The organism is Lacrimispora sp., from assembly GCF_036758025.1.
Lineage (GTDB): Bacteria > Bacillota > Clostridia > Lachnospirales > Lachnospiraceae > Lacrimispora.
Window position 1 is genome coordinate 113,694 of the sequence record NZ_DAIOXM010000013.1, and the last position, 26,291, is coordinate 139,984.

Genomic DNA, 26,291 nt, shown 5'->3' on the forward strand with positions numbered 1-26,291 from the left:
AACTTGACTCAAAGAAAAAGTCATGATAGAATATTGTAAGGTCAACATTACATTGGGAGGTGACTTATGAAAAATAGAATCAAAGCGTTGCGGGAAGCAGTTGGTCTTACACAAGAACAACTTGGCAAAATGGTCGGCACATCCCGCCAAGCAATTAATGCACTTGAAACAGAAAAAAATGAACCGTCAATCTGGCTGGCATATGATATTGCAAGAGTATTTAACCAGCCAATAGAAAACGTGTTTTTGTTTGAAGAAAGCGAAAGAAAATCACGGGCAGATTTTAGCAGAGGTGTAAAAAATGGTATTGCGGCAAATTAGAATGTTTGAGGATGAAATTTTAAGAAAAAAGTGTAAGCCTGTTGAAAAGATAACGGAGAGAATACAGGAAATCCTTGATGATATGGTTGAAACACTGCACAGCACCCCTAATGGCGGAGCATTGGCAGCAAATCAAATCGGTATTTTAAGAAGATTGGTTGTTGTAGATACAGAAAATGGTGTGTTAAAGCTGATAAATCCAGAAATTATTTCAGCAGAGGGCGACAAGTTTGAACCAGAGGCGTGTTTGAGTTTTCCCGGTCTATGGGGAAAAGTACATCGTCCCCAAAAGGTAACAGTAAGGGCACTGAATGAAAAAGGAGAAGAAATTATACTTGAAGGTACTGACTTCATGGCAAAGTGTTTATGTCATGAGATTGACCATTTAGATGGCTTGGTATTTATTGATAAAGCTGAGGAATTAACAGAAATATAATACATATCCATTCAATGGCGGTTTTGAAATAACAATCAAAACTGTCGTTTTTTTATTTATTGATCGTAACAAAAAAGGACATTCCCCTAAAATTTCTCTTAGAAAAATGTCCCTAAAATACAATATTTGATCGGATTCGCACAACGCTGAACATTAATAGGCGTATTATGACCTATTATTCGTTCAAAAGTTGCTGAATTCTTGTTGCTGAATCCTGATAACAGATGCTTTAAACCCGCATAAACACTGGCTTTTTTAATTAAGTGACTTCATCGTCGGGAACAACAACACATCCCTGATCGCATAAGAATCCGTCAACAGCATAACAAACCTGTCAATTCCGATTCCAATTCCTCCCGTAGGCGGCATTCCGATCATCAACGCATTGACAAAATCATCATCCATACTGTTAGCTTCCTCATCACCTGCTGCCAGCAGCGCCTCCTGAGCCTTAAAACGCTCTATCTGATCCAGTGGATCATTTAACTCAGAATAAGCATTGGCCATTTCCCTCTTTGTGATAAACAGCTCAAAACGCTCTGTATAATCCGGGTCATCAGGCTTTTTCTTGGTAAGAGGAGAAATCTCCACCGGATGATCCATGATAAAGGTAGGCTGAACCAGATGCTCCTCCACAAACTCCTCAAAAAGCATGCTGAGAATATCACCCTTCTTATGATGAGCCCCATATTCAATATGATGCTCATCCGCCAATGCCTTTGCTTCCTCATCAGTACGAATAGTCGTAAAATCAATACCCTTATATTTTTTCAGCGCATCCACCATGGTAATACGCTCAAATGGCTTTGACAAATCAATCTCCACACCATCATAACTCACCACAGCCGTTCCAAGCACATTGAGCGCCACAGAACGGAACAGATTCTCAACCAGATCCATCATGCCGTGGTAATCAGTATAAGCCTGATACAGCTCCATCAGTGTAAATTCCGGATTATGGCGGGTATCCACGCCTTCATTACGGAAAACACGTCCGATCTCATAAACACGCTCCAGGCCGCCTACAATCAATCTCTTCAAATAAAGCTCCAGAGAAATTCTCAATTTCACATCCTCATCAAGAGCATTGTAATGAGTCTCGAAAGGTCTTGCCGCAGCACCGCCTGCATTGGCAACCAGCATGGGAGTTTCTACCTCCATAAAGCCCTGGTCATCCAAATGATCGCGGATAGACTTAATAATCTGGGAACGCTTTACAAATGTGTCCCTCACCTCAGGATTCATGATCAGATCCACATATCTCTGTCTGTAACGGAGATCTGTATTGGTCAAACCATGGAACTTCTCCGGAAGAACCTGAAGACTCTTAGTAAGCAGGGAAACGCTTTCCGCATGAATGGAAACCTCTCCTGTCTTCGTCGTAAAAGCAGTACCCTTAATACCTACGATATCGCCAATATCCAGCTTCTTGAATTCCTTGTATTCCTCTTCTCCAATGCTGTCTCTGGCTACATAGGACTGGATGCTGCCCTTTAAGTCCTGTACATTACAAAAAGAAGCCTTTCCCATCACACGTTTGGACATCAAACGTCCTGCGATGGATACTTCTTTTCCTTCCCATTCCTCATAATGTTCCTTAATATCAGCGCTGTGTGCACTGACATCGTACTTTGTAATTTTAAACGGGTCCTTTCCGCCTTCCTGAAGTTCCGCCAGCTTTTCACGACGCACCTTCAGCAAATGGTTTAAGTCCTCTTCCATAACCTGATTCTGGTTCTGATTTTCTGCCACCTGTATTCGCTCCTTTGTGAACTATATGAACTAAGACACTCTCTGGATTTCCAGCACTTTATACTGGATTACGCCTGACTGTGTCTCTACGTCAACTACATCTCCTACTTGTTTACCCATCAACGCATGACCCACCGGGGATTCGTTGGAAATTTTATTCTGAAGACTGTTTGCTTCTGTGGAACCAACGATCTTGAATTCCATTTCTTCGTCTTCATCCACATCGTAGACCTTTACCTTGCAGCCAATGTTGATTTTATCTAAGTCGATTTCGTCCTCAACCACTACTTCTGCATTTTTAAGAAGCTTCTCCAGCTCTTCAATGCGCAGCTCAATGTCTCTTTGCTCATCCTTGGCAGCATCGTATTCTGCGTTCTCAGATAAGTCGCCCTGTTCTCTGGCTTCCTTAATTTTCTGAGCAACTTCTTTTCTTTTTACTACCTTTAAAGTATGAAGTTCATCCTCGTATCTTTTAAGGCCTTCATATGTTAAAATATTTTTCTTGTCTACCATGGTTTCAATTCCTCCTGGTTACTTACTCGCTCATTGGCATTCCAAATATTATAGCTTAAACATCTTAAAATGTCAAGAATCGTACCCGATTCTTTCTTCCACAAACCGCCTTAATTCGTCCAATGTTCCCACCTGGTTGATATCGTTTCTCAGCCTGGCTGAATGGGGAAGTCCGGCTGTATACCACGCCATATGCTTTCGCATTTCACGCATGGCAGTTTCCTCTCCCTTGTGCTCTGACAACAACGTTCCATGGCGCAGAATCATCCGGCTGATTTCACCTGGAGCAGGCCCCGGAAGAATTTCTCCGGTCTCCAGATAATGAAGAGTTCTGGAAAATATCCAGGGGTTTCCCTTGGCTCCCCTGGCAATCATCACTCCGTCGCATCCGGTCTGTTCCATAAGTACCTTTGCATCTTCAGGATGAAACACATCACCATTACCTATGACAGGAATGGCTACGGATTCCTTTACCTTCCTTATAATATGCCAGTCTGCTTTTCCTGAATAATACTGATCCCTGGTTCTTCCATGGACGGCCACTGCCGCCACTCCGCAGCTTTCAGCCATTTTGGCAAATTCCGCTGCATTGACGTCTTCCTCTGTAAAGCCCTTCCGGAATTTGACCGTAACCGGTTTTTTTACCGTTTTTACCATGGCGGTCAAAATCCGTTCAGCCAGCTTCATATCCTTCATAAGCGCAGAACCTTCGCCGTTGTTCACAATCTTCGGAACAGGACAGCCCATGTTCACATCCAAAAATGCATAAGGGCCTGATTCCACCTGGGCTGCAATACGGGCCATGATCTCAGGATCAGAGCCAAACAACTGGAGGGCTACAGGGCCTTCGTTTTCGGCCACCTCCATCAGCTCCTTCGTATTCCTGTTTTTATATAAAATTGCTTTGGCGCTGACCATTTCCGTAACCGCCAGGCCGCACCCCTGTTCCCTGCAAAGCAGACGAAATGGCAGGTCCGTAACCCCTGCCATCGGTGCAAGCATCAGATTGTTGTCAAATGTCACATCTCCGATTTTAAACTTCACTTATCTATATCTCCGCTTTCCAGTTCTTCTCCCAGGTAAAATACCCTGTAGTACATCTCCAAGGACTCCAAAAGCTCTCTCTTTTCTCTCCGGTACTGCTTGATCTTTAACACGCTTCCGATTTCATCAAAGAGATAGTCGCTTTCCTCTGCATTCACCTTAAATTCCAAGGTTCCATCCTGGTCGAACTCTAAAACAAGAACTCCTCCCACATCCTCCGTATAAAGAACACACATGATCTGAAGTTCCTGCTTGATGCTCTCAGGAAGGCCTGAAAACTGCTGGTTTAAATAATATTTCCGTTCATATGAATTGGCGCCGCACAGCACCACCTTACCTTCATCGTATTCCATATCTTCCCACACCGTTCTTTCAATGGATTAATTTTCTTTCATATTATATACCGGTTTTTTATTTTAACACAGGGGAAAAGAAATGACAATAGCCTAAAAATCAGTGGTGCTGCGTTTCACCAGGCAGCAGGCCACCCGGGTATCCCGGCTCACTGCCGCTCCTTCCCCGTGAAGAACTGCCATCATATTGCATACCGTAATATTGCAGAGATTTTCCACCTGGTTATCAATGGAGGACAGCTCCGGCTCACAGCAGACGGAAAGAGTGGAGTTATTAAAGCCTGTAATGCACATATCCCGGGGAACTGCCAGGCCCCTGGCGTTGGCATACTTAATGGCGCCCACGGCAAGTCCGTCATCGGTGGCAACCACACCGTCAAAGCTTAAGTCTCTCCGCTCTAAGAGAATGTCCCGGACCGTATGAATCCGGTTCTTTACATAGAGCTTTAAATCTCCGGGAGCCGTCAGCCCTTCTGCCTTCCATGCGGACTCATAACCGCGCAGCTTCTGGGCGGCACTGTAAGAATAAGAATCACAAAGGAACAGAACCCTCTTCCGTCCCATTTTAAGCATCTGGCTGGTCACGTCAAAGGTGGCCTGATAGTCGTCTCCATAGGCACAGTATACATTTTCACAGTCAAGGTGGCCGTTGATTATAAATACTGGCACCTGCTTTGCCGCATCGCAGACGTATTTGGGCTTTTCTCCTTTTTTCCCGGAACCGGCATAAGTAGAACCTACCATAATCAGGGCGTCAATCCTTTTTGCAAGGAGAAGGCTGACATACTTTTCTCTGGTTGACTGTTCAAAACCACTGCAGCACAAGATGCAGTCATAGCCGTATTCATGCATACGGCTCTCTAAATGGGCTACTGCCGCAGCCATATAGGCATCCGACACATCAGGGCACAGGATTCCGATGGTCTTCATGGAATCAAGACCCAGACCCCTGGCGAATACGTTTGGTGTATAATCATTGGCCACCATAATCTCCCTGACCCTTTGTTTCGTTTTTTCACTTACCCGCGGACTGTCATTGACCACCCGTGACACAGTGGCAATGGAAACTCCTGCAAGCGCTGCAATGTCATAAATATTCATCCTGGCAGTTCCTCTTACATCATTAAACTTTTATAATAAAAAGGGGGTAAAACGGCTTTGCTGTCAGATTATGCCTGCGTTTTTACCCTGAGTTTCAATTTCTTTAAAAAATAACCGTGTAAGCACTTACACTTTTCTCGTTTATTATATCGGATGCTTGTCTATAAAGCAAGTATTATTATTCATTTTTCAGAATAGAAAACAGGGCTCAATCAAGTTAAAAAAGTCCTTGGGACACCCTCTGTAAAGAAGGTGCCCCAAATGGACCATGCAGCATTTCATAAATGCCTATTTTGTGAAATCTAAAATAACTTTCAGCATATCAGCTCCGTTGGTGCTGAAATCTTCAAGGGCCTTTGCGGCCTCTTCATATGGGTATTCATCGGTGATTACTTTCTCTAAGTTTACACCGCCTTCTTTTACAATATCAATCAATTCAATGAAATCTTTGTTCATAGCATTACGGCTTCCGTAAACATCCAGCTCTTTCTTCTGAATCATGGTGAAGTTAAAGTCCAGATTCTTCTTGCCTACGCCGATAATAACCACTTTTCCTCCGAATGCCGCAGCATCGATACAGTTCTGGAAGGTGGAAGGAAGTCCTACCGCTTCAATACACACGTCAAATCCGTAAGCAGCCTCATTGCCGTTGATATTAATGCTTCCGGTAATCTCCTTAGTCGCTTTATCAAGGGCATCCGGGCCGTCATTTAAGATGGTTCCGGCAAATCCAAAGCTTTCCATGGCATAATCCAGTTTCGCTTTTGCCACATCAGCCATATATACTTCGCCGCCAAGAGCTTTTGCAGCGATAGCAGCCAGAACGCCGATGGTTCCGGAGCCGACAACCAGTACCTTATCGCCTTTTTTGATTCCAGCACGCTGGATGCCGTGGTATCCGATACAGAAAGGCTCGATGGCTGCCAGAACCTTGGCAGGAATTCCTTTTCCGTCAAAAATTCTCTCCAGCGGCATGGTGATATATTCGCAGAATGCACCGTCTCTCTGGCAGCCCATGGTCTGGTTATCCATGCAGGCATTGACAAGTCCCTTTTGGCAGCTATAGCAGGTACCGCAGTTAAAATAAGGATTGCAGGTAACGACCATTCCATTTTTCAAGCCGTACTCATTGTCCTCATCCACCTCAACGATTTCCGCACTGAACTCATGTCCGGGAATTCTTGGGTAATCAAAATAGGCAAATGTTCCTCTGTAGGAACCTAAATCACTGCCGCAGATACCTCCATATAAAACCTTAAGCAATGCTTCTCCCGGCTTTCTTACCGGCTTTTCAATTTCTCTGATTTCCACCTTGCCAGGCTCAACAATATAAACTGCTTTCATAATATCACATCTCCTTATCTTCAATTCCTACCAAAGCATGCCATCCTCATCGAAAGGCAAATCCATTGGCTCAGATTCTATTTCAATATTTTCAATCCCCTTGATTTCCTCCAGATAATCTTCTGAAAGCATGATGTGCTCCAGATGAAGGCTGTTGGGAATTCTTACAATTCTAGGCCGGGTCTTGTCGATCTCGTTACAGGTCTTGATGCAGACTGAAATGGCTTCCTTATCACTTTCCATGATAATGGGAATCCTGACACCTCCAAGGACAGTACAGGTGATTGCATTGGGATACATGGAAGCTAAGTCCAGTTTGTCAAACACACGCTTTGTGGTGGCACTGGCATATCCCAGTCCAATGCCGTTTCCATGGGTTTCTTCGCTTAAGTCCAGAACAACCACTCTCTGGGCATCAATGCCGCCGGTGGCATAGGGGGTGCAGAAGGTTCCTGTAATATTGGGGTCCATTCCGTCACCGCTGTAATTTTTTCCGATTTCATCTACGATGAGAACATCGCAGGAATCCACCAGGATTTTGGCCATATAGGAAGCTGCTTCCTGTAAGAGGGCCGGTTCTTTTTCTTCGATTTCATCTGCATTTACAGCTACGATTCTGCAAGTCTCATCGTATGCATTTTCAATGGTCGGAACAGCAAATAAAATGGGGGCATACTTGATAATTGCTTTGCCAAACAACGGCACATTCTTTGCCATGTTCTTAAAGCCTGCTTCGTGGCAAACCTCGGCTCCGTACTGCTTTCCAAGGCCAATAGCCATCATTTTCATGATTCCGCTTTCATAGGGACCGCGGAATGCCGTATGGGGCTTGATTCTGCAGCCGATGATGATTCCGTCGGCTTCTGCGGCGTATTTGTCAATATAAACATCTCCGCCTTCTTCATTGACACCTATTTTTTTCACTTCCATAGAGGACAGAATGGGGCACTGAAGGTATTCTTCTGTGATTCCGTAGCCTTCCAGAACTGCTTTCTGCCCCTCTGCCGTGCTGCCTCCATGGCTTCCCATGGCTGGAACTACAAAGGGTTGTCCGCCTCTTGACTTGACAAAATCAGCAATGCATTTTGTGGTCAGGGCATTGTTTGCGATTCCTCTGGAACCGGCTGTAATTGCGATTCTCATCCCCGGTTTAATCTGGGAAGAAAATTTTTCTTCTGAAAGCAGTTTTTCTATGACTCCGGGAATATCCTTTGGCTCAATTTTAGGACGGGGAAATATCTGGCGTACCCGAAACATTTTAGGGATGGTTACATCCTTGACCAGATCTGCTATAAAAGGTCTTTCTCTCATATCAACGCACTTCCCTTTCTTTGTGTAGATAAAACAGACATGGTATACAGCCATTGATTTCATAACAAGCGTGTACCATGTCTGCCATAAAAGCAACTATTCGCCTAAGTAGGCTTTCTTAACTTCCTCATTCTGCAGCAGGTTTTCACTGGTATCGTGAAGTGTAATTTCTCCGTTCTGCATAACATAGCCGCGGTTGGCTACATTCAATGCGATCTTGGAGTTCTGCTCTACGAAAAGAACAGAGGTTCCCTGCTTGTTGATGCGAACAATGGATTCAAAAATTTCTCTGATGATAATAGGTGCAAGTCCCAGAGAAGGCTCATCAAGCAAAATCATTCTGGGGTTGCAAAGCAGGGCGCGTCCGATTGCCAGCATCTGCTGCTCGCCGCCGGAAAGAGTACCGGCTAACTGGGTTCTGCGCTCATACAGCCTCGGGAACATTTCGTATACTTTGTCAATATCTTTGTTAATGTTGGCTTTATCCTTACGGATATACGTTCCCATCTGGATATTTTCTGCTACGGAAAGCTTTGAAAATACGTGTCTTCCTTCCAAAACCTGAACCAGACCCTGATTGGTAATTAAGTGTCCTCTCATACGGTCAATACGCTTGCCGTCAAAATAGATTTCACCTTTTACACCGGAAGCTGCGGTCAGTCCGGAAACGGTTTGAAGAGTTGTGGTTTTTCCTGCACCATTGGCGCCGATGATGGTTACAATTTCACCCTCATCTACATAGAGGTCAATTCCATGTACTACTTTAATATTTCCATAAGAATACTGAAGGTTTTTCAGTTCTAATAAATGCTTTCCCATTATTCACCTCCTAAGTATGCTTCAATAACTGCAGGATTATTTTGAATCTCGGAAGGAATACCTTCTGCAAGCAGTTTTCCGTAGTTCAATACATACATGTAATCCGCAAGTCCCATCATCAGTTTCATATCATGTTCAATAATCAAAATGCTGATGCCGCGTTCAACGATCTTTTTGCACAAAGCATCAAGCTCATTTTTTTCTGTTGCATTCATACCTGCCGCAGGCTCATCAAGCAGCAGGATCTTGGGATCGCTGGCAAGGGCACGGCAGATTTCCAGAAGTCTTTGCTTTCCGTAAGAAAGAGAACCTGCGGGTTCATCCTTCAGTGCCAGAAGTCCTACGAAATCCAGCAGTTCCAGAGCCTTTCCATAAGCCTTCTGCTCTTCTTCTCTTTCTTTTCTTGTCTTAAAAAGAGAATCTGTAAATTTAGAATTTAACCGGGAATGCATTCCTACGATTACATTCTCGTATACTTTCATTTTTCTGAACAGGTTGATGATCTGATAGGTACGGCTGATTCCAGCTTTATTTATCTGATAAGGGCGGAAACCCTGAATTTCTTTCCCTTCAAATATGATCTTTCCTTCGTTAGGAGTGTAAACACCGCTGATACAGTTGAAAAAGGTTGTTTTACCAGCACCGTTAGGGCCGATCAGACCGGTGATCTTTCCTTCTCTCACTTCCATGGAGACATCATTATTTGCCACCAACCCGCCAAACCTTAAGGTTACGTTCTGGACTTTCAGCATTTATTTTGCTCCTTTCTTTTTGAATTTTGCCATAATATCCTGGAATGCGCCGTAAAGCCCGCCTGGCAGTCCGACGATTACAATAAGCAGCAAAACACCGTAAATTAATAACTGGTACTTCTCAGTTGCACGAAGTGCCTCATTTAATATGAGTACAGATACGGCACCGAAGATGGGACCGAAACGGGAAGCAGTTCCGCCGAATAAAAGCATGGTAAGGAACATAACAGACTGCTTGTACATAAATGTATCCGGACTGATAAATCTTACACAGTGAGCATACATACCGCCTGCAAATGCAGTGAAGAACGCACTGATGGAAAATGCCAGAATCTTATAATTCCGTACATTGATACCCATACCGTCTGCTGCATGGGAATTCTCGCGGATAGCGATAAAAGCACGGCCAACCTTGGATTTGATCAGATTGTTTTTAATAGTAAGGAATATAACAACGCACAGAAGTCCGAAGTAATAAAACTTGTTGTAGGTATTGAGCTTAATGCCGAAAAGGTTTACGGATTCTGTAAAGAAGCCGGTAAAGTTACCTGTGATTTCATAAGGAGACTGAGCCACCAGCTGATATACAATTTCACCAAAGGCAATGGTTGCCAGAGAAAGGAAATGGAAAACCAGTTTAGAGGCAGGGTAAGCCAGAGCTGCACCAATGATGGCTGCAAGAAAAGCCGCAATGATCATGGTAAGTACAACCGGAATATGGACATATTTGTGAAGAATCGCAGATCCATAGGCACCTATTGCGAAGAAAGCCGCATGTCCCAGGGAAATCTGTCCGCTATAGCCGAATACAATGTCTAAACCAGATACAGCTACGATATAAATAAAGATAAAGCTTATGATAGTAAATGCATACTCAAAATTAATCGCTTTGAAAAGCATCGGCAATAATAAGAGGACTACAAGAATAACAAAGTCATTCTTTCTGTTTGATATGGCATTTTTTAATGTTTGATTCATTCCATTCTCCTCCTTAATCCTGAATTGCCCGCTCATTAAAGATACCGGTTGGCTTAATGAACAAGAATGTAATTAACAGTACATAAGCTACCAGGTCTTTATAAGAAGAGGAAATGTAAGCGGAAGTAAACGTCTCTACCAATCCGAGGATTGCACCGCCGACCATAGCACCGTACATGTTTCCGTAACCGCCCATAACCGCACTGGCGAAACCTTTTCTTCCGATGGTTGCACCCAAAGTGGTGTATACGCCGTATAGAGGTCCGATCAGCATACCTGCAAGTGCAGCAACAGCTGCAGAAATCCCCCAGGTAAGGCCTGTTGCAAGAGATACGTTGATTCCAAGGCTTCTGGCTGCCAAAGGATCCATAGCTGCAGCTCTCATAGAAGTTCCGAATTTTGTATGCTTCATGAAAATATGAAGAATTAACATACATACGATGGAAATTAAAATGCAGACAAAAGCTTCTGTCTGAATGTTTACACCAAATATTTTAATATTTTGGATGCTGAAAATTCTCGGGAAGTTAATGGCCTGGGTTCCCCATACCAGCATGGAACCGTTCTGAATAATGTAGGATACAGCAATGGTTGCCAAAACCGTATAAATCGGCAGAGTTCCCTTTGCTACCAACTTGCTGATAATGCCTTTTTCCAGAACCATTCCAACGCCCAGCATAATAACAAAAACAATTAATACTGTAAGAAGAAACGGGATGTGAAACACTCCGTAAAAGGTATATCCCAAAAACGCACCTAATGTGAGGATATCACCCTGTGTAAAGTTAAGCATTCCTGATGCTTTGTAGATTAAGCTGTAGCCCAGAGCGATCAAACCATAAACACAGCCGAGTACAAGACCAGAAACAATAATCTGTATTATCATATTTACCTCCAAGGAAACCGCCTATATCCTTTTGAAGGGAGATAGGCGGGCCATTATATGTGGTGTTACGGTTCAGTCATGCGGAAACGCAACTTTATTACTCTGCAAGCTTTTCGTAGTTGCCTTCTTCAAGCCACTGATTGAAATCAAGATATTTTCCATCAGAAATGATATAATCATTCAGAGTATGAAGTCCTTCACGGGTTCCGTCGGTGAAGTCAAGCATTCCGCCAAGGGATTTGAAATCTTTGATCTGGCTGATAGCATCTTTAATTGCATCGCTGTCGTTGCTGCCTGCAATCTTTGAAGCCTCCCAGAATACCATCATTGCATCCCAGCTTCTGTATGCACAGTCATGGAAAGGCATAACGCCGTACTCATCAACATAAAGCTGTAAGAATTCTTTCATCTCTGGATCTGTAGCTTCTTCAACATCACTGTATACAACGTATGGATAAGAGAATACCCAGTTGTTTGCTGCTTCGCCTGCAACGTTAAGAGTATCTACCGGAATACCTTCACGGTTGAAGCAAAGCTTGTTGTATCCAAGCTGACGTAACTGCTTTGCAAAGATTGCCTGAGTCGGTCCATTGGTGGAACAGAATACTGCATCAGGTTTTGTATTGATCATCTTAGCTACCTGGCCGGAGAAATCTGTATCACCTTCGGTGTAGCTTTCTACTGTTGTAACTTCAATTCCAACTTTTTTAGCTTCTTCTACAAATGCTTCAGCACTGCTCTTTGCCGCATCATCAAGACCGCGGAATACTGCTACTGACTTAATATCCAGTTCTACCATCTTTTCAGCGATATGAGGCATGGAAAGTGCTGTGTTCAGTCCTGCACGGAATACATATTCCCAACCCTGCAGCATCCATGTAGGGCTGTTTCCTGTTCCGATGGTAGGAATTTTAGCTTCATTGTAAATTCCGCCGGCTGCAAGTACGTTGCTGCTTGTAAGAGAACCTAAGATGGCATTTACCTTATCTACCTGGATCATCTTGTTTGCAATCTTAACTGCTTCCTCAGGAGATCCCTGATCATCGTAGTTTACAAGCTTTACAGGAACTCCGTTAAAGCCGCCTGCTTCGTTGATCACCTTAACTGCCAGTGCAGCCGCCATGTTAGCAGACTCACCAACCTGTGCATTAACACCGGTTAAAGGCTGTGGGTTACCGATTACGAAAGTCTCTCCGCTTGCGCCTCCTGCAGCAGCAGTAGTCTCTGCAGCAGCACTTGAACCAGCGCCTGCAGCAGTGGTTCCTTCTGTTGCTTTACCTGCTCCTCCAGCCCCGCATGCGGTTAAGAACATAGTTAAGCTTAACCCAAGGGCAAGGATCTTAGATGACGTTTTTTTCATTTCAATTTCCTCCATTTAGTTTTATTATCTTTAAAAAAGATTACCTTGTTCATCGAAAGCCCATTCTTCAGGCTCTCCCAGAATCTGGATATCAGGGTTTTTCGCTGCTTCTTCCAGCATAGCCTCTGATATGTAGATCTCTTCCAGATCCTTTGTATTGCGGATACGGACAATATAAGGATTTGACTTGTCCGTGCCGTTGCAGGTTTTCAGCCCCAGCTTAATGGCTGTTTCATCTCTGCGGGTTACAATGGGCACCTTCACCACATCTAAAACTGTGGAAGTGACTCCATTGGGATAAGTCTCATCTGCATCCATTTTGTCAAAGCAGCGTTTTGTGGTAATATCCGCCACTCCCAGGCCGTTAAAATTGCCGTGAGTCTTTTCTGTCAAGTCCAGGACTACGATGCGCTTTACCTCAATGCCTCCGCTGGCTGATTTGTAACAGGCAAACCTGCCGGTTACATTGGGGTCCATTCCGTCTCCGCTGATGTCTTTTCCTATTTCATCTACAACCAGCTCGTCAATTTCATCGAAAAGGATTCTTCCCATCTTGCTTTTTGCTTCTACAAGCAGTTCAGGTTCTTTTGTCCAGATTTCTTCTTTTGTTAATGCCTCCAGCTTATAGGTCTGGTCATAGGCATTTTCAATGATGCCAAGACCGCAGATTACATTGGCATAGCCAAGAACCACCTTGGCCACCTTTGGCATCAATTCGCCCATGTTTTCAAATCCTGATTCATGGACGGTTTCTGCTCCCTGCTGCTTTCCCATGCCGATGACCGACATTTTCATCAGTCCGCTTTCGTGAGGTGCACGAAATGCCGTATGGGCCTTGATCCGTCCGGTGAGAATAATGCCATCCGCATCATGGGCATTCTTGTCCATAAATACGGGCATTCCTGATTCCAGTTCTCCGATCTGAACGGTTTCCATGGAGGAAAGGATTGGACAGCCGCAATACTCCTCTGTCACGCCGTAGCCTGCCAAAAGAGCTCTCTGCCCTTCTGCCGTGGCTCCTCCATGACTTCCCATGGAAGGGAAAATAAATGGGATTGCTTTTTTACTCTTTACAAATTCCACAACTGATTTGGCTATCAATGCCATATTGGTGATTCCCCTGCTCCCTACAGCAATAGCTATACGGTCATTTTCATGAATCTGTCCGGCAAATTTATCCTGGGACAAATGCTGGAAAACAATATCCGGAATCTCTTCCGGTTCCAAATGAGATTTATCGAAAACCTGACGGACTTTTACCATTCTGGGAAGAACTACATCCTGACAGATTTTGTCCACAATATCTCTTTGCTTAGAATAATCTTGTTTCATAATCATCCTTTCCTTGCTAACCGGCTGCATTCGCAGCCTTCCTCCAGAAACACCCCAAATCTTCCAGGTAATACCTGTCTTATGATTCCCCTCAACCAGAATTTGTATGCAGGGGCGAAATCATTGTGTCTGGAATTTAACATTTATACATCTGATATATCAGTTGAATTTGTAAGTAAATAATATACTAACATCTTTTGAAAGTCAAGTTGTTTTTTGTGTATTTTATTTGTACTTTGTATGCAATACACCCTATTTTTCGTATTTTTGTGTATTTTACTCTTTCTCAATCTGGATTTACTTGTCAATACGTCAGATTCTTTTATTGGTTTTTCCAGAATTTCACTGGCTATTTTTCTAATACTTTTCGGTTCTTCAGTGACTTTTGGCACAAAAAAATGAAACCGGTTTTGCAATAAGCAATTCCGGCTTCATTTTCTGAAATTTGATGAAGAAATTCAAAGATATTACCATGGATAATAAAATACAATCCCTGCTGCACCGCTGAGTGTCAATATAAGTATGGGATTTATTTTATACTTACGAAGCAGAAGGAATGAGACTCCGAAAATACAAAGTGCTATGACGTTTATGGAATTGGTCTTGAAGCTGGGCTCCATGGTTCCAAAAAAAGCGAGAAAGATCATAAGAACGCCGGCTGAGATAATCAAACCTAAGGAGGCGGATTTGAGACCTTTTACAATATAAAAAATGGTTTGATTCTGTTTGTGCTTTAAGTACCAGCGGTATAGTACTAAAGAAATGGCGCATCCGCCGATTACACATCCAAAGGTTGAAACAATGGCCCCCATGATTCCCAGTACACGAATCCCCACAAATGTAGAGGTATTGACGGCAAGAGGCCCCGGCGTCATTTGTGAAATAATAATGATATCACTGTATTCCTGTAAAGTGAGCCATCCCGCTTGTTCCACCACCTGCTGCTGGATGAGCGGGATGACAGCATATCCCCCGCCAATGCTAAATAATCCAATATTGAAAAAAGCTAAAAATAAATCAAGAAGTGCTTTCATGGTAAGTCTTTCCTTTCACAATCCACAGAGCATACAGGGCTGAACAAATAATGCTGATCACAAGAATCCAGACAACGGGGACATTAAATATAAAGTTGGCAATAAATGCAACCGGGATGAGCAATGTAAAGTACCAGCTCTTTTCTTTTGTAATGGCGGAAGCCATGGTAAATATAAAGTCCACAATTGTTGCAGCAACTGCTGCCTCCATGCCTTTGAGAATGGCTGAGATAAGTACATTGTCCCGAAAAGCTGCATAAAACATAGAAATAACTGAGAGAACCAATAATGAGGGAAGGGTGGTGGCTATCCCTGCCAAGATCCCGCCTTTTATGCCTCTGAGATGGTAACCTGTCAAAACGGAGATATTGACAGCAATGGCACCCGGAGAAGACTGGGCAATGGCAGCCATATCCAAAAGTTCCTCCGATTCAATCAAGGGATTTTCATCAACAAAATAACGCTGAAGCATTGGAAGCACCACATAACCGCCTCCAAAGGTAAAGGCACTGATAAAAAACATTTTTGAAAATAAAAGCCAATAGATATTTTTAGAACGCATACACGCCCCTCCTTATAAATACTAAAATGCAAACTTCCTTGATTATACATGACAAAAGGGGTTGTGTCAAAATGGCCATTAAAGCTAATAAGCCCGCCACCGGGCGGACTTATTAAAAATATTCATTTGAACATATCTCTTCTTTACTTCTGACCCGCGATCTGCAGATCAATCCCCTGCTCTTCAAAGTACTCGACAAACTCTTCTGAAGGACGGACATCGGTGATCACCGTGTGCACCTGCGGAAGCATACAGTAGGTCACAAGGGTGACCGCATCAAACTTGCTTTCATCTGCCATCAAAATAACCTGTCCGGCTTTTCTTACTGCTGTTGTCTTAATGTCATATTCCCATGGTGATGCATGGGTGATGCCTGATTCAATGGTAATTCCCGACGCCGCCATGAAAGCCTTTGTTATGTTATATTTGCCCAGAGCTTCGGCCGTATCAATTCCTGCAAAGGAATTGGTGGTCTTGTTATAAATTCCGGTGACGCAGATCAGTTCGATGTTGTCAAGCTTTACAGCCTTTTCAATTACCTCCAGGCTGGAAGTGATGACAGTTACCTGCTTGCCTTCCAGGAAATCCACCACGCATGCCGTGGTTGTTCCGGAATCAATGAAAATAATGTCCTGGTCAGCCACAAGCTCTGCCGCTCTGCGCCCGATGGCCATTTTTCCATCAATATTCCGGATCTCCCGCTCTTCAAAGGCAATCAGATTTCCTCCTGACTTTTTTCGGACACCGCCGTATACCTTTTCAATCAGGCCTGTCTGCTGCAGTTCACTGACATCTCTGCGCACCGTTACCAGGGATACCTTAAATTCCCTGCTTAAGTCCTCCATGGATACGGTTCCGCATTTCTCAATGTACTCCTTCATCTCATTAATACGGCTGTCTTTCATGCATGTGCCCCCAATCATAAATTTTCATCATTATTCCACTATAGTATAACTTATGAGAAGTTGTTTTTCAACTTCTCATAAAAGGCGCCGTCCATCCGATTATGAAGATAACATTTCCATGGCTGCATGCATTCCCACTTCGTAAATCCTGTTCAAATACACTTCTGCCATAAGAGCAAAATCGCCCAGCTTTGTCAAATCCTCGCCCCACATCTTTTCATTGCTGCATACAGCCTGAACCAGTTGGGGAACCGTGTCATCCTTGTGTTCCATAAAGAATTCCAGAACCTCCCGGTCATCATTGACAAAGTATTCTTCCTCTCCTCTTAAGCCGACCATATGCCCGTCATCTAAGCGGCTGCAGTGATAGAAAGCAAGATAGGCTGCAAAGCTGAACACCAGATTGGAAGGCAGCTTTCCGAATTTCTCATAAAAGCTTTTCACACTGGGCAGATCTCTCGCCTTCCACTTTGAGGTGGTATTCAAAGATATTGCCAGCAGTTTATGGTCAATGAACGGATTTGCCAGCCGTTCAAAGGTCTCTTTTGCAAAGGAAAGCTTTTCCTCCTCAGGCAGATCCAGGGCCGGTATGATTTCTTCATATACCATTCGTTCCATATAACCCATAATCACCGGATCATCCAGGCAATAACGGGCAATATTATAACCGGAAAGGTAGGATGCCAGCACCATGCCGGTCTGAACGCCGTTTAAGATGCGGACTTTCCGGTTCTTATAGGGAGAACAGTCCTCGCAGACAATCACCGGAAGCCCGGCTTTTTCAAAGGGCAGCTCCTCTCTCAGCCACTCCGGCCCTTCGATAACCCAGATTGCAAAAATCTCTCCGGTATCGATTAAACGGTCCTCATATCCGTTTTCTTTTTCAAGGTCACTGATCTCTGATGCCGGATATCCTGTTACAATGCGGTCAACCATGGTGGAACAAAAGGTATTTTCTCTTTCCAGCCAGGAAAGGAAGCCTTCTTCCAGGCCCCACAGCTTTATATACTCTTTCACGCACCGTTTCAGCTCATCCCCATTATGATCAATGAGTTCACAGGATAATATAACAAAGCCCTTTCCTTTTTCCTCTCCAAATATTAAATAACGCTCATGGAGAAAACGGGTCAGCTTCGCAGGAAAATTATCCGGCGGAGTGTCTTCATACTTATTGGTACCGTCAAAAGAAATCCCTGCCTCCGTGGTGTTGCTGATCATATACCTCAAATCAGGATTCGCTGCACATTTTAAAAATTCCCGGTAATCCTCATAGGGGTTTATAGCCCGGTTTATGCTGCTGATGATTCTCTTCCGGCTCACCTTTTCTCCGTTTTCATAGCCCCGCAGATAAATGGTGCAAAGGCCTTCCTGTTCATTGACTGCATCAGAAAGACCATTGCTTATGGGCTGTACAATGCAGACCTTTCCCTGAAAACCGGCTTTTTCATTTGCAATGTCAATAAAATAATCTGCAAAGGCGCGCAGAAAATTGCCTTCTCCGAATTGAAGAACCCGCTCCGGTCCTTCCTTCAGCAGATAACCTTCATAGCCCTGCTCTTCCAGGACATCATAACTTAAACGTTTCATCCAATCTCCTTTCAAAACTTTATCAATTGTTTATCATTATTATAACCATATTTTATTTCTTGTCAATATAAAATCAAAGTAAAGCCTGCCATTTTGAGGACAATACGGTGATATTAAATTATTTTTTATTTTAGTATTGACTTAAAAACACAAAAGCTATATAATTTCATCAAATTATTATCATAACTTAATCATTTTGATTTCAGAAAGGATGGATTTGTCCATGATCACATTTGATTCCTCACGCCCTATTGACGTCGTACCTGTGGGAAGGATTGCCATTGATTTTAATCCTGTCAATTTTAACGAGCCATTTACCGCCTGTACCACATTTAATAAGTATGTAGGCGGCTCTCCGGCCAATACTGCTGCAGGCTTAAGCCATCTGGGCATAAAAACCGGATTTATCGGAAAGGTTTCAAACGACAGCCTGGGAGACTACGTTGTCGGTTATTTAGAGGAACAGGGAGTTGATATCTCTCATATTTCCCGCTGCCAGGGCGATGAAACTCTGGGACTGGCCTTTACGGAGACAAGAGCAGACGGCAGTACCAACCTAATGATGTACCGGAGCGGCCCGGTTGCCGATTTGCAGCTTTCTCCTGAGGAAATTGATGAAGAGTATATAAAGAAAGCCAAATGCGTTGTTATTTCCGGAACAGCTTTGGCTGCCTCCCCTTCCAGAGAAGCTGTTTTTAAGGTGCTGGAACTGGCAGAGAAAAATCAGTGCGTCATTGTTTTTGATATTGACTACCGTCCTCAAACCTGGAAAAGCGATGATGAGATCTCTATTTACTATACATTAGCGGCAAAATACGCAGATATTATTATGGGCTCCAGAGAAGAATTTGACCGGATGGATTCCATGACCGCTTCTTCTGATTACGATGACTGGCAGACAGCTGACCACTGGTTTAAGCAGCGGGCTAAAATTGTCATCATCAAACACGGAAAGGAAGGCTCCCGGGTCTACTGTTCCGACGACAGCGCTTACCAGGTAAAACCATTTCCTGTCAAGGCACTGAAAGCAACCGGAGGAGGCGATGCTTATTCCAGCGCATTTTTAGCCGGTCTTCTTAAAAACTTTACCATCGAGCAATCACTTGAAATGGCAACGGCAAGCGCTTCTATGGTAATTGCCAGCCCAAGCTGCTCTTCTTCCATGCCTGATTTTGAATCTCTGGAAAGCTTTATCAAGGAATCCAGGGAAGCTTACGGCAAAGTGATCAGCAAAATTGAAAAAGATAAATAACAGGGGGATTGATCTGTGTTAACAAATTTAAATACAATATTCAGCCAGCACCCGGATTACGCTGTTGCAGCCTTTAATATCTTCGGCTATGAAGATGCCGCTGCAGTAGTGGCCGCTGCCGAGGAACTGAAAGAACCGGTGATTTTAATGGCTAACAGGGATGCTGTGACTCATATGCCTCTGCCTGTTTTGGGAAAAATCATGACCTACCTGGCCCAGCAGGCCTCCGTACCGGTCTGTGTCCATTTAGACCATTCCACCAGCTTTGACACCATCAAGGAGGCCATTGGTGCAGGCTTTACCTCAGTCATGTTTGACGGCTCACAGCTTCCTATGGAAGTAAATATTTCAATAACCAGGCAAGTGGTAAATTATGCCCATCCTCTGGGAATTACAGTGGAAGGGGAAATCGGCTCCGTGGGATACTCTGATCCGGCTATCCAGGCAAAAACCGTTTTTACCGAACCGGAAGAGGCCCTGTTCTTTGCAGAGTCAACCAAGGTTGACTGCCTGGCCGTTTCCATCGGAACCGTACACAGAATGGAACAACAGGCGGCAAACCTGCAGTTTGACCGGCTGAAGGAAATCAGGGACAAGGTTTCTGTTCCTTTGGTCATTCATGGCTCAACCGGCGTGGCTGACAGTGACTTAACCAAACTGTCCCAAAGCGGAGCCATGAAAATCAATATCGGTACCTCCCTTCGGATGGCCTTTGGAAAGACATTGCGAAAGGCTATGGAGGAGAATCCAAGCGCATACGACAGAATTAAGCTGTTCCAGGAACCGATGAAAGCAGTTTGCCAGACAGCAAAAGCGAAAATGCTGACCTTACAATATAAATAAAAAACGAGAGGGAGATTTATTAAATGAAAACATTACAATTCTTTTCCGGCGGGCAGTGGATTTCTTCAAAAACCGAAACATACATGGATGTCTATAACCCAAGTACAGGAGAAATCATTGCAAAGGCTCCATGCTGTACCGAGGACGAGGTAGAACATGCTATTGAATCTGCCAAAAAGGCTTATACCACATGGTCTGCAACCCCTGTGTTAAAGCGGGTACAGATTCTTTACCGCGTAAGGGATCTGATCATCGAACATTTAGACGAGCTGACCGCTTTATGCGCTACGGAAAACGGAAAGTCCTGGGGAGATGCCCAGGGAGATGTTCTGAAAGCAAAAGAAGGGACAGAACAGGCCATCAATGCTCCCAATCTGATGATGGGAGAAAGCCTTATGGATGCCTCAAGCGGCGTGGATACCACCTTATACCGTGAATCCTTAGGCGTGTTCGCAGGCATTGTTCCCTTTAACTTCCCAGCCATGATCCCTATGGGCTGGATGGCTCCCATGTGCATTGCTGCGGGCAACACCATTGTGATTAAGGCTGCAAGCCCCACTCCTATGACCTGTATGCGGATTGCAGAGCTTTACCAGGAAGCCGGTCTTCCGGATGGCGTTTTAAATATTGTCACCTGTTCACGGAATGAAGCGGAAATTTTTATGAAGCATCCTGACATCAAAGGAATCAGCTTTGTAGGCTCCACTTCCGTAGGCCTGCATATTTATAAAGAAGCCGCAGCAAACGGTAAGCGGGCCCAGGCGCTGTGTGAAGCGAAAAACCACGCCCTGGTCCTGGAGGATGCTCCCATCGAGCGTACCGCAGCCGGAATCATTAACGCCGCTTTCGGATGTGCCGGAGAACGGTGCATGGCACTTCCCGTTGTAGTTGTCCAGGAATCCATTGCAGACCAGTTAGTGGAAAGCATTGTGAAAAAAGCCAAAGCCCTGAAGGTTGGCGAATCCGTTGCCAGGGATACGGATATCGGTCCAGTCGTTACCGCTTCCCATAAGCAGTTTGTTGCCAAGTGGATTGAAACCGGAATTGCAGAAGGAGCTGAGATAATTTTAGACGGCAGAAATTGTACTGTTCCGGGATTTGAAAACGGATTCTTTATGGGCCCCACCATCTTCGATCATGTGACTTCAGAAATGACCGTGGGAATCCAGGAAATCTTCGGACCTGTATTATGCATCAAACGGGTTAAGGATTTTGAAGAAGGACTGGCCCTTATGAACAGCAGCCCCTTTGCCAACGGCTCCGTAATCTTTACGCAAAACGGTTATTATTCCCGGGAATTCCAGAAGAGAACCCATGGCGGCATGGTTGGTGTTAATGTGGGAATCCCTGTACCGGTAGGTATGTTCCCGTTTTCCGGCCATAAAAATTCCTTCTTTGGAGACCTTCACTGCCTGGGCAAGGATGGCCTGCGCTTTTATACGGAATCCAAATGCGTAACAACCCGCTGGTTTGACGAAGATGAAATGAAAAGAGAAAAAGTAGATTCCTGGGATGGCACCATTTAATCACATGGCTGCAAAACCTCAGGAAAAGACTGCCGAAGCATAGCATTGCTGTAAAAACTATATAAAGCTGCGTCTTGATGGCTTTAAAGCCGTTTCAAGGCGCAGTTTCACTCCATAAATATGTTTTTTCGTATGTTTACGTTAAACGTTTTTTGGGAAATATAAATTCCACTGTGTCATTCCAGGAATTTTTAATATGCTTCTCATAACTTGCCTTTACTTCTTTATCATCCTTGCGTATCATGGCATCCAGAATCTCAAGATGTTCCTCAATGGAATGTGCATAATTTTGGTTGACTTTTGCACAATATACTCTGATTCTGTTGCTGTGGTCCGCCACCACATTCAGCAGTTCTTTTAAAAAGCTGTTCTGTGACTGGGCAATAATGGTATTGTGCAGGTTATCGTCAAGTTTGGTATAATATCTGACATATTCCTCGCGGTTTTTAAATTGAGGCGGATTTTCAAATGCATCATACATTTTTTTCAGCCAGTCACGCCCTAACATGCGGTAGGCCTGTACTGCTATATAAGGCTCATTCAGCAGACGGACCTCGTAAATCGCATTGACCAGATTGTAATCTATTTCACCGACCAGAGTTCCTTTCCGCGGATAAATCTTAACAAAAGAATCCTTCTCCAATATTTGAATCGCTTCCCGGATAGGAGTCCTGCTCATACTCAGCTCCTTTTGCAGTTCCATGTCTGAGATATCCTGCAAAGGGAGATATTCACCCAGTACAATTTTATTTTTTATATATTCGTAAGCATTTGATACTTTGTCCTCTCGTGCCGATCTATTCATAATAGCCCCCTTCTGCCGTGATGACGGACGCCGGTAAACCAGCCGCTTTAGCCATCGTAATCTAAAACAAAATAATTTTGAGGATTTTAAGTTTTATCTATAGTTTATTTCATATAGAATTGTATTGTCAACACTTATTTAGATAATTTTATAACAATCCTATTGACTTCGTCAATTACCTTGTTTTCCTATTGACGAATTTCACAAAATAGTGTATGCTCTATGTAAGTGCTTACATTATCAATAACAGCTAAAAACACATAAAGAAAGGAAAGGAAGCTTATGCAGGATTTTATTAAAATTCATTCCCTGGACAACGTTGCAGTTGCATTAAAGCCCCTTGCTTCCGGTACAGAACTGACCGTTGACGGCAGCCCCATCACTCTCCTGGAGGATATTCCCCAGGGGCACAAATTTGCCCTCACTGATATATCAGTTGAATCCGGAGTAATCAAGTACGGCAATGCCATCGGTCTGGCAAAGGAAGATATCAAGGCCGGTTCCTGGATTCACACCCACAATTTAAAAACAGGTTTGGGAGATCTGCTGACCTATACGTACGACAAGCAGGACACCACCCTTGAGCCTACAGAAGAACGTTTCTTTAACGGTTACCGCAGACCAAACGGAAAAGTTGGAGTCCGCAATGAGATCTGGATCATTCCAACTGTGGGCTGTGTTAACAAAATTGCCACTTCCCTGGAAACTATGTCAAAGAAATTTGTGACAGGCACCATTGATGAAATTGCAGCATTCCCTCATCCATACGGTTGTTCTCAGATGGGCGATGACCAGGAGTATACCAGAACCATTCTGGCAGACTTAATCAACCACCCCAACGCAGGCGGCGTCCTGGTTCTGGGCCTTGGCTGCGAAAACAGCAGCGTGGCAGAGTTAAAGCCTTACATCGGCGATTATGATGAACGCAGAGTGAAATTCCTGGTAGCTCAGGAATCCGAAGACGAGATGGCAGAAGCCATGGAAATGATCGAACAGTTAGTGGAATATGCAGGTTCTTTTAAAAGAGAGCCTATCAGCAGCAGCGAGCTGATCATCGGCATGAAGTGCGGCGGCTCTGACGGATTATCAGGAATCACAGCCAATCCTACGGTTGGTGCATTCTCCGACATGCTTGTTTCCAAGGGCGGAACCACTATTTTGACAGAAGTTCCTGAGATGTTCGGTGCAGAAACTCTTCTCATGAACCGTTCTCAGACTGAAGAAGTTTTTGAAAAGACCGTGGACTTGATCAATGATTTCAAAAACTACTTTACCGCACACAATCAGACTATTTACGAGAATCCTTCTCCTGGAAATAAAAAGGGCGGCATTTCCACATTAGAGGACAAGTCCTTAGGCTGTGTACAAAAATCCGGAAGCGCTCCTATTGTGGACGTTTTAAAATACGGAGAGCCGGTACGCACCAAAGGCTTAAATCTTTTAAATGCTCCCGGAAATGACTTGGTGGCTTCCACTGCCCTGGCTGCTTCCGGCGCTCACATTGTTCTGTTTACCACCGGACGGGGAACTCCTTTTGCATGTCCTGTTCCGACCATGAAGATTTCCACCAACACCGCATTGAGCTCTAAAAAAGGAAACTGGATCGATTTTAACTGCGGCGTTTTGGTAGAAGATACGGATATGGATACCCTTAAAAATCAGTTCTTTGATTTTGTTATAGAAGTAGCTTCCGGCAAGAAAGTAAAGTCTGAGGAAGCAGGTTTCCACGATATGGCCATCTTTAAGCAGGGTGTGACATTATAAGATTAATAAAAAGGAGATTTTCAAATGGAAAAGTTATGTTATGAGACACTGGAAAAACTGGGCTACGACGGATACCTTTTAAAGGAGGCTCCGGAACGTGTGCTGCAGTTCGGCGAAGGAAACTTTTTAAGAGCTTTTGTGGATTATTTTATTGATGTTCTCAACGAGAAAACCGGATTCAACTCCAAGGTTGTTTTATGCCAGCCTATCGCTCCCGGCCTTGCAGATATGATCAATGAGCAGGAAGGACTTTATACCCTCTTCCTCCGCGGCTTTGAAAACGGCGAGAAAGTAAATGCAAAGCGCGTGATCTCCTGCGTAAGCAGATGCTTAAATCCGTATAAGGATTACGATGCAGTTCTGGATTGTGCAAAGAACCCAGATCTTCGCTATATTGCCTGCAACACCACTGAGGCAGGAATTGCCTATGATCCTGCTTGCCAGTTTACCGATGTTCCTGCTGACAGCTATCCTGGAAAGCTGACTCAGTTCTTATACAAGAGATTTGAAATCTTTGGAAAAGAAGCTGGAAAAGGCTTTGTTATCCTCTCTTGTGAGCTGATCGACAACAACGGAAAAGAGCTGGAAAAATGCGTATTAAAGTATGCGGAACAGTGGAATTTAGGTGAAGACTTCATCAACTGGGTGAAGAATGAAAACCTCTTCTGCTCCACCCTGGTAGACCGTATTGTAACAGGTTATCCGAGAAATGAAGCTGCTGCTATCTGCGAGGAATTAGGCTATGAGGATAACTTAATCAACACAGGTGAAGTATTCGGCCTTTGGGTTATCGAAGCGCCGGAAAGCTTAAAGAAGGAGCTTCCATTTGAAGAAGCTGGACTTCCTGTTTTAATCTGTGACGACCACAAGCCATATAAGCAGAGAAAGGTACGTATCTTAAACGGCGCTCATACCTCCTTTGTATTAGGCGCTTACCTTGCCGGACAGGATATCGTACGTAACTGTATGGATGACGAGGTCATCTGCGACTTTATGAACAAGACCATTTACGATGAGATCTTCCCAACCTTAACTCTTCCAAAAGAAGAGCTGGAAAGCTTCGCAGCTTCTGTAACAGAGCGTTTTAAAAACCCATTCATCGACCACGCCCTGTTAGCTATTTCCTTAAACTCCACCGCAAAGTGGAAAGCCCGCGTAATGCCGTCTCTTAAGGGATATGTAGAGAAAACCGGAACTCTTCCAAAGTGCATTACCGCTTCCTTTGCTTTCTATCTGGCATTTTATAACGGAACCACACTGACAGAAGACAGCTTAAATGCAGTGCGTCCTGCAGGAGATGAATACTCTGTTAAGGATGACAAGCCGATTCTTCAGTTCTTCTATGACCACAGAAATGACGATGCAGAGGCGCTTACTCATGCCGTTTGCACCAATGTTGATTTCTGGGATGAGGATCTGACCAAAATCCCAGGCTTCGAAGCTGCTGTTGCCAGTTATTTGAAGGCAATTAAGGAAAAAGGCGCTTATGAAGTTATGAAAGAGTGCTTGAATTAATTAATAAACGTAAAAACGGAGTCTGTTTCTCATAAGAGAGAAATGGACTCCGTTTTTAAAACTGTTAAAATAAAACTAAGAAAAATATTGTACTTGCATATTTAAAGTTGGTTAAAATGAAAGCGCAAAGTTCTGGCTGTCTGTGATTGTCAATAAAAAAGTCCCAAAAATGGCGGAGAAAATTCCCCACTTTATT

25 protein-coding genes are annotated in these 26,291 nt (G+C 43.9%); 7 read left to right on the forward strand and 18 right to left on the reverse strand.

Features of this window, described 5'->3' with window-relative positions; all coding sequences use genetic code 11:
- Positions 1-66 precede the first annotated feature (66 nt).
- Both V7M78_RS12680 and def read left to right on the forward strand, forming a co-directional pair.
- Positions 67-321 carry a helix-turn-helix transcriptional regulator gene (locus tag V7M78_RS12680; protein WP_333650062.1) on the forward strand — a complete coding sequence of 85 codons (255 nt, stop codon included), beginning with the start codon at positions 67-69 and terminating at the stop codon, positions 319-321.
- Positions 302-757, forward strand: coding sequence for a peptide deformylase (gene def, locus V7M78_RS12685; RefSeq protein ID WP_333650064.1), 456 nt, complete (start codon positions 302-304; stop codon positions 755-757). The genes V7M78_RS12680 and def overlap by 20 nt, the downstream gene beginning before the upstream one ends.
- A 255-nt stretch (positions 758-1,012) precedes the next feature.
- Here def and lysS read toward each other — a convergent pair whose 3' ends face one another.
- The 17 genes from lysS to V7M78_RS12770 form a co-directional block, all read right to left on the reverse strand.
- Positions 1,013-2,479, reverse strand: coding sequence for a lysine--tRNA ligase (lysS, locus tag V7M78_RS12690; protein ID WP_442914655.1), 1,467 nt, complete (start codon positions 2,477-2,479; stop codon positions 1,013-1,015).
- A 60-nt stretch (positions 2,480-2,539) separates the two neighbouring features.
- Positions 2,540-3,022 (reverse strand): transcription elongation factor GreA, encoded by a 483-nt coding sequence (gene greA / locus V7M78_RS12695; protein WP_158376212.1) that lies wholly within the window; start codon positions 3,020-3,022, stop codon positions 2,540-2,542.
- A 72-nt stretch (positions 3,023-3,094) separates the two neighbouring features.
- Positions 3,095-4,066: a tRNA dihydrouridine synthase DusB gene (dusB, locus tag V7M78_RS12700; RefSeq protein WP_333650069.1), complete on the reverse strand. Its 972-nt coding sequence runs from the start codon at positions 4,064-4,066 to the stop codon at positions 3,095-3,097.
- Complete coding sequence (locus V7M78_RS12705; RefSeq protein ID WP_333650071.1) at positions 4,063-4,419, reverse strand: DUF6145 family protein; 357 nt, start codon at positions 4,417-4,419, stop codon at positions 4,063-4,065. The genes dusB and V7M78_RS12705 overlap by 4 nt, the downstream gene beginning before the upstream one ends.
- A gap of 93 nt (positions 4,420-4,512) precedes the next feature.
- Positions 4,513-5,520 (reverse strand): LacI family DNA-binding transcriptional regulator, encoded by a 1,008-nt coding sequence (locus V7M78_RS12710; protein ID WP_333650073.1) that lies wholly within the window; start codon positions 5,518-5,520, stop codon positions 4,513-4,515.
- A 288-nt stretch (positions 5,521-5,808) separates the two neighbouring features.
- On the reverse strand, positions 5,809-6,864 hold the full coding sequence (locus V7M78_RS12715; RefSeq protein ID WP_333650075.1) for a zinc-binding alcohol dehydrogenase family protein: 1,056 nt from the start codon (positions 6,862-6,864) through the stop codon (positions 5,809-5,811).
- A 27-nt stretch (positions 6,865-6,891) separates the two neighbouring features.
- Positions 6,892-8,175 carry a lactate racemase domain-containing protein gene (locus V7M78_RS12720; protein WP_333650077.1) on the reverse strand — a complete coding sequence of 428 codons (1,284 nt, stop codon included), beginning with the start codon at positions 8,173-8,175 and terminating at the stop codon, positions 6,892-6,894.
- A gap of 96 nt (positions 8,176-8,271) precedes the next feature.
- Complete coding sequence (locus V7M78_RS12725; protein ID WP_333650079.1) at positions 8,272-8,994, reverse strand: ABC transporter ATP-binding protein; 723 nt, start codon at positions 8,992-8,994, stop codon at positions 8,272-8,274.
- Positions 8,994-9,746 (reverse strand): ABC transporter ATP-binding protein, encoded by a 753-nt coding sequence (locus V7M78_RS12730; protein ID WP_333650081.1) that lies wholly within the window; start codon positions 9,744-9,746, stop codon positions 8,994-8,996. The genes V7M78_RS12725 and V7M78_RS12730 overlap by 1 nt, the downstream gene beginning before the upstream one ends.
- Positions 9,747-10,724 carry a branched-chain amino acid ABC transporter permease gene (locus tag V7M78_RS12735; protein ID WP_333650083.1) on the reverse strand — a complete coding sequence of 326 codons (978 nt, stop codon included), beginning with the start codon at positions 10,722-10,724 and terminating at the stop codon, positions 9,747-9,749. It lies immediately after the preceding gene.
- Between the two features lie 13 nt (positions 10,725-10,737).
- On the reverse strand, positions 10,738-11,610 hold the full coding sequence (locus V7M78_RS12740; RefSeq protein ID WP_333650085.1) for a branched-chain amino acid ABC transporter permease: 873 nt from the start codon (positions 11,608-11,610) through the stop codon (positions 10,738-10,740).
- Between the two features lie 97 nt (positions 11,611-11,707).
- A complete protein-coding gene (locus tag V7M78_RS12745; RefSeq protein ID WP_333650086.1) occupies positions 11,708-12,970 on the reverse strand; it encodes an ABC transporter substrate-binding protein in 1,263 nt (420 codons plus the stop codon).
- A 30-nt stretch (positions 12,971-13,000) separates the two neighbouring features.
- Positions 13,001-14,302, reverse strand: a complete 1,302-nt coding sequence (locus tag V7M78_RS12750) for a lactate racemase domain-containing protein (protein ID WP_333650088.1) — start codon at positions 14,300-14,302, stop codon at positions 13,001-13,003.
- 467 nt (positions 14,303-14,769) lie between these two features.
- On the reverse strand, positions 14,770-15,336 hold the full coding sequence (locus tag V7M78_RS12755) for a chromate transporter (protein WP_333650090.1): 567 nt from the start codon (positions 15,334-15,336) through the stop codon (positions 14,770-14,772).
- Complete coding sequence (locus V7M78_RS12760) at positions 15,320-15,898, reverse strand: chromate transporter (protein WP_333650092.1); 579 nt, start codon at positions 15,896-15,898, stop codon at positions 15,320-15,322. The genes V7M78_RS12755 and V7M78_RS12760 overlap by 17 nt, the downstream gene beginning before the upstream one ends.
- A 143-nt stretch (positions 15,899-16,041) precedes the next feature.
- Positions 16,042-16,803 carry a DeoR/GlpR family DNA-binding transcription regulator gene (locus V7M78_RS12765; protein WP_333650094.1) on the reverse strand — a complete coding sequence of 254 codons (762 nt, stop codon included), beginning with the start codon at positions 16,801-16,803 and terminating at the stop codon, positions 16,042-16,044.
- 99 nt (positions 16,804-16,902) lie between these two features.
- The gene (locus V7M78_RS12770; RefSeq protein WP_333650096.1) at positions 16,903-18,390 is read right to left on the reverse strand and encodes a tagaturonate reductase; all 1,488 of its coding nucleotides are present in this window, start codon (positions 18,388-18,390) and stop codon (positions 16,903-16,905) included.
- Between the two features lie 223 nt (positions 18,391-18,613).
- Between V7M78_RS12770 and iolC the strand changes: the two genes are divergently transcribed.
- From iolC to V7M78_RS12785, 3 genes are read left to right on the forward strand one after another with little or no spacing between them, the layout of a single operon-like run.
- The gene (iolC, locus tag V7M78_RS12775; protein ID WP_333650098.1) at positions 18,614-19,642 is read left to right on the forward strand and encodes a 5-dehydro-2-deoxygluconokinase; all 1,029 of its coding nucleotides are present in this window, start codon (positions 18,614-18,616) and stop codon (positions 19,640-19,642) included.
- Between the two features lie 15 nt (positions 19,643-19,657).
- Complete coding sequence (locus tag V7M78_RS12780; RefSeq protein ID WP_333650100.1) at positions 19,658-20,485, forward strand: class II fructose-bisphosphate aldolase; 828 nt, start codon at positions 19,658-19,660, stop codon at positions 20,483-20,485.
- Positions 20,486-20,508: 23 nt separating this feature from the next.
- On the forward strand, positions 20,509-22,011 hold the full coding sequence (locus V7M78_RS12785; RefSeq protein WP_333650102.1) for a CoA-acylating methylmalonate-semialdehyde dehydrogenase: 1,503 nt from the start codon (positions 20,509-20,511) through the stop codon (positions 22,009-22,011).
- Between the two features lie 136 nt (positions 22,012-22,147).
- Here V7M78_RS12785 and V7M78_RS12790 read toward each other — a convergent pair whose 3' ends face one another.
- On the reverse strand, positions 22,148-22,816 hold the full coding sequence (locus V7M78_RS12790) for a GntR family transcriptional regulator (RefSeq protein WP_333650104.1): 669 nt from the start codon (positions 22,814-22,816) through the stop codon (positions 22,148-22,150).
- A gap of 282 nt (positions 22,817-23,098) precedes the next feature.
- Here V7M78_RS12790 and V7M78_RS12795 point away from each other — a divergent pair, with 282 nt between their 5' ends.
- Both V7M78_RS12795 and V7M78_RS12800 read left to right on the forward strand, forming a co-directional pair.
- A complete protein-coding gene (locus V7M78_RS12795; RefSeq protein WP_333650106.1) occupies positions 23,099-24,580 on the forward strand; it encodes a UxaA family hydrolase in 1,482 nt (493 codons plus the stop codon).
- A gap of 24 nt (positions 24,581-24,604) precedes the next feature.
- Positions 24,605-26,095: a tagaturonate reductase gene (locus V7M78_RS12800; RefSeq protein WP_333650108.1), complete on the forward strand. Its 1,491-nt coding sequence runs from the start codon at positions 24,605-24,607 to the stop codon at positions 26,093-26,095.
- Positions 26,096-26,291: the final 196 nt, after the last annotated feature.

Bases quoted from the DNA above. Each gene is read 5' to 3' on its own strand.
- V7M78_RS12680 (WP_333650062.1), top strand. From the start codon at position 67: ATGAAAAATAGAATCAAAGCGTTGCGGGAAGCAGTTGGTCTTACACAA.
- def (WP_333650064.1), top strand. From the start codon at position 302: ATGGTATTGCGGCAAATTAGAATGTTTGAGGATGAAATTTTAAGAAAA.
- lysS (WP_442914655.1), bottom strand. From the start codon at position 2,479: ATGGAAGAGGACTTAAACCATTTGCTGAAGGTGCGTCGTGAAAAGCTG.
- greA (WP_158376212.1), bottom strand. From the start codon at position 3,022: ATGGTAGACAAGAAAAATATTTTAACATATGAAGGCCTTAAAAGATAC.
- V7M78_RS12705 (WP_333650071.1), bottom strand. From the start codon at position 4,419: ATGGAATACGATGAAGGTAAGGTGGTGCTGTGCGGCGCCAATTCATAT.
- V7M78_RS12710 (WP_333650073.1), bottom strand. From the start codon at position 5,520: ATGAATATTTATGACATTGCAGCGCTTGCAGGAGTTTCCATTGCCACT.
- V7M78_RS12715 (WP_333650075.1), bottom strand. From the start codon at position 6,864: ATGAAAGCAGTTTATATTGTTGAGCCTGGCAAGGTGGAAATCAGAGAA.
- V7M78_RS12720 (WP_333650077.1), bottom strand. From the start codon at position 8,175: ATGAGAGAAAGACCTTTTATAGCAGATCTGGTCAAGGATGTAACCATC.
- V7M78_RS12725 (WP_333650079.1), bottom strand. From the start codon at position 8,994: ATGGGAAAGCATTTATTAGAACTGAAAAACCTTCAGTATTCTTATGGA.
- V7M78_RS12730 (WP_333650081.1), bottom strand. From the start codon at position 9,746: ATGCTGAAAGTCCAGAACGTAACCTTAAGGTTTGGCGGGTTGGTGGCA.
- V7M78_RS12735 (WP_333650083.1), bottom strand. From the start codon at position 10,724: ATGAATCAAACATTAAAAAATGCCATATCAAACAGAAAGAATGACTTT.
- V7M78_RS12740 (WP_333650085.1), bottom strand. From the start codon at position 11,610: ATGATAATACAGATTATTGTTTCTGGTCTTGTACTCGGCTGTGTTTAT.
- V7M78_RS12745 (WP_333650086.1), bottom strand. From the start codon at position 12,970: ATGAAAAAAACGTCATCTAAGATCCTTGCCCTTGGGTTAAGCTTAACT.
- V7M78_RS12750 (WP_333650088.1), bottom strand. From the start codon at position 14,302: ATGAAACAAGATTATTCTAAGCAAAGAGATATTGTGGACAAAATCTGT.
- V7M78_RS12755 (WP_333650090.1), bottom strand. From the start codon at position 15,336: ATGAAAGCACTTCTTGATTTATTTTTAGCTTTTTTCAATATTGGATTA.
- V7M78_RS12760 (WP_333650092.1), bottom strand. From the start codon at position 15,898: ATGCGTTCTAAAAATATCTATTGGCTTTTATTTTCAAAAATGTTTTTT.
- V7M78_RS12765 (WP_333650094.1), bottom strand. From the start codon at position 16,803: ATGAAAGACAGCCGTATTAATGAGATGAAGGAGTACATTGAGAAATGC.
- V7M78_RS12770 (WP_333650096.1), bottom strand. From the start codon at position 18,390: ATGAAACGTTTAAGTTATGATGTCCTGGAAGAGCAGGGCTATGAAGGT.
- iolC (WP_333650098.1), top strand. From the start codon at position 18,614: ATGATCACATTTGATTCCTCACGCCCTATTGACGTCGTACCTGTGGGA.
- V7M78_RS12785 (WP_333650102.1), top strand. From the start codon at position 20,509: ATGAAAACATTACAATTCTTTTCCGGCGGGCAGTGGATTTCTTCAAAA.
- V7M78_RS12790 (WP_333650104.1), bottom strand. From the start codon at position 22,816: ATGAATAGATCGGCACGAGAGGACAAAGTATCAAATGCTTACGAATAT.
- V7M78_RS12795 (WP_333650106.1), top strand. From the start codon at position 23,099: ATGCAGGATTTTATTAAAATTCATTCCCTGGACAACGTTGCAGTTGCA.
- V7M78_RS12800 (WP_333650108.1), top strand. From the start codon at position 24,605: ATGGAAAAGTTATGTTATGAGACACTGGAAAAACTGGGCTACGACGGA.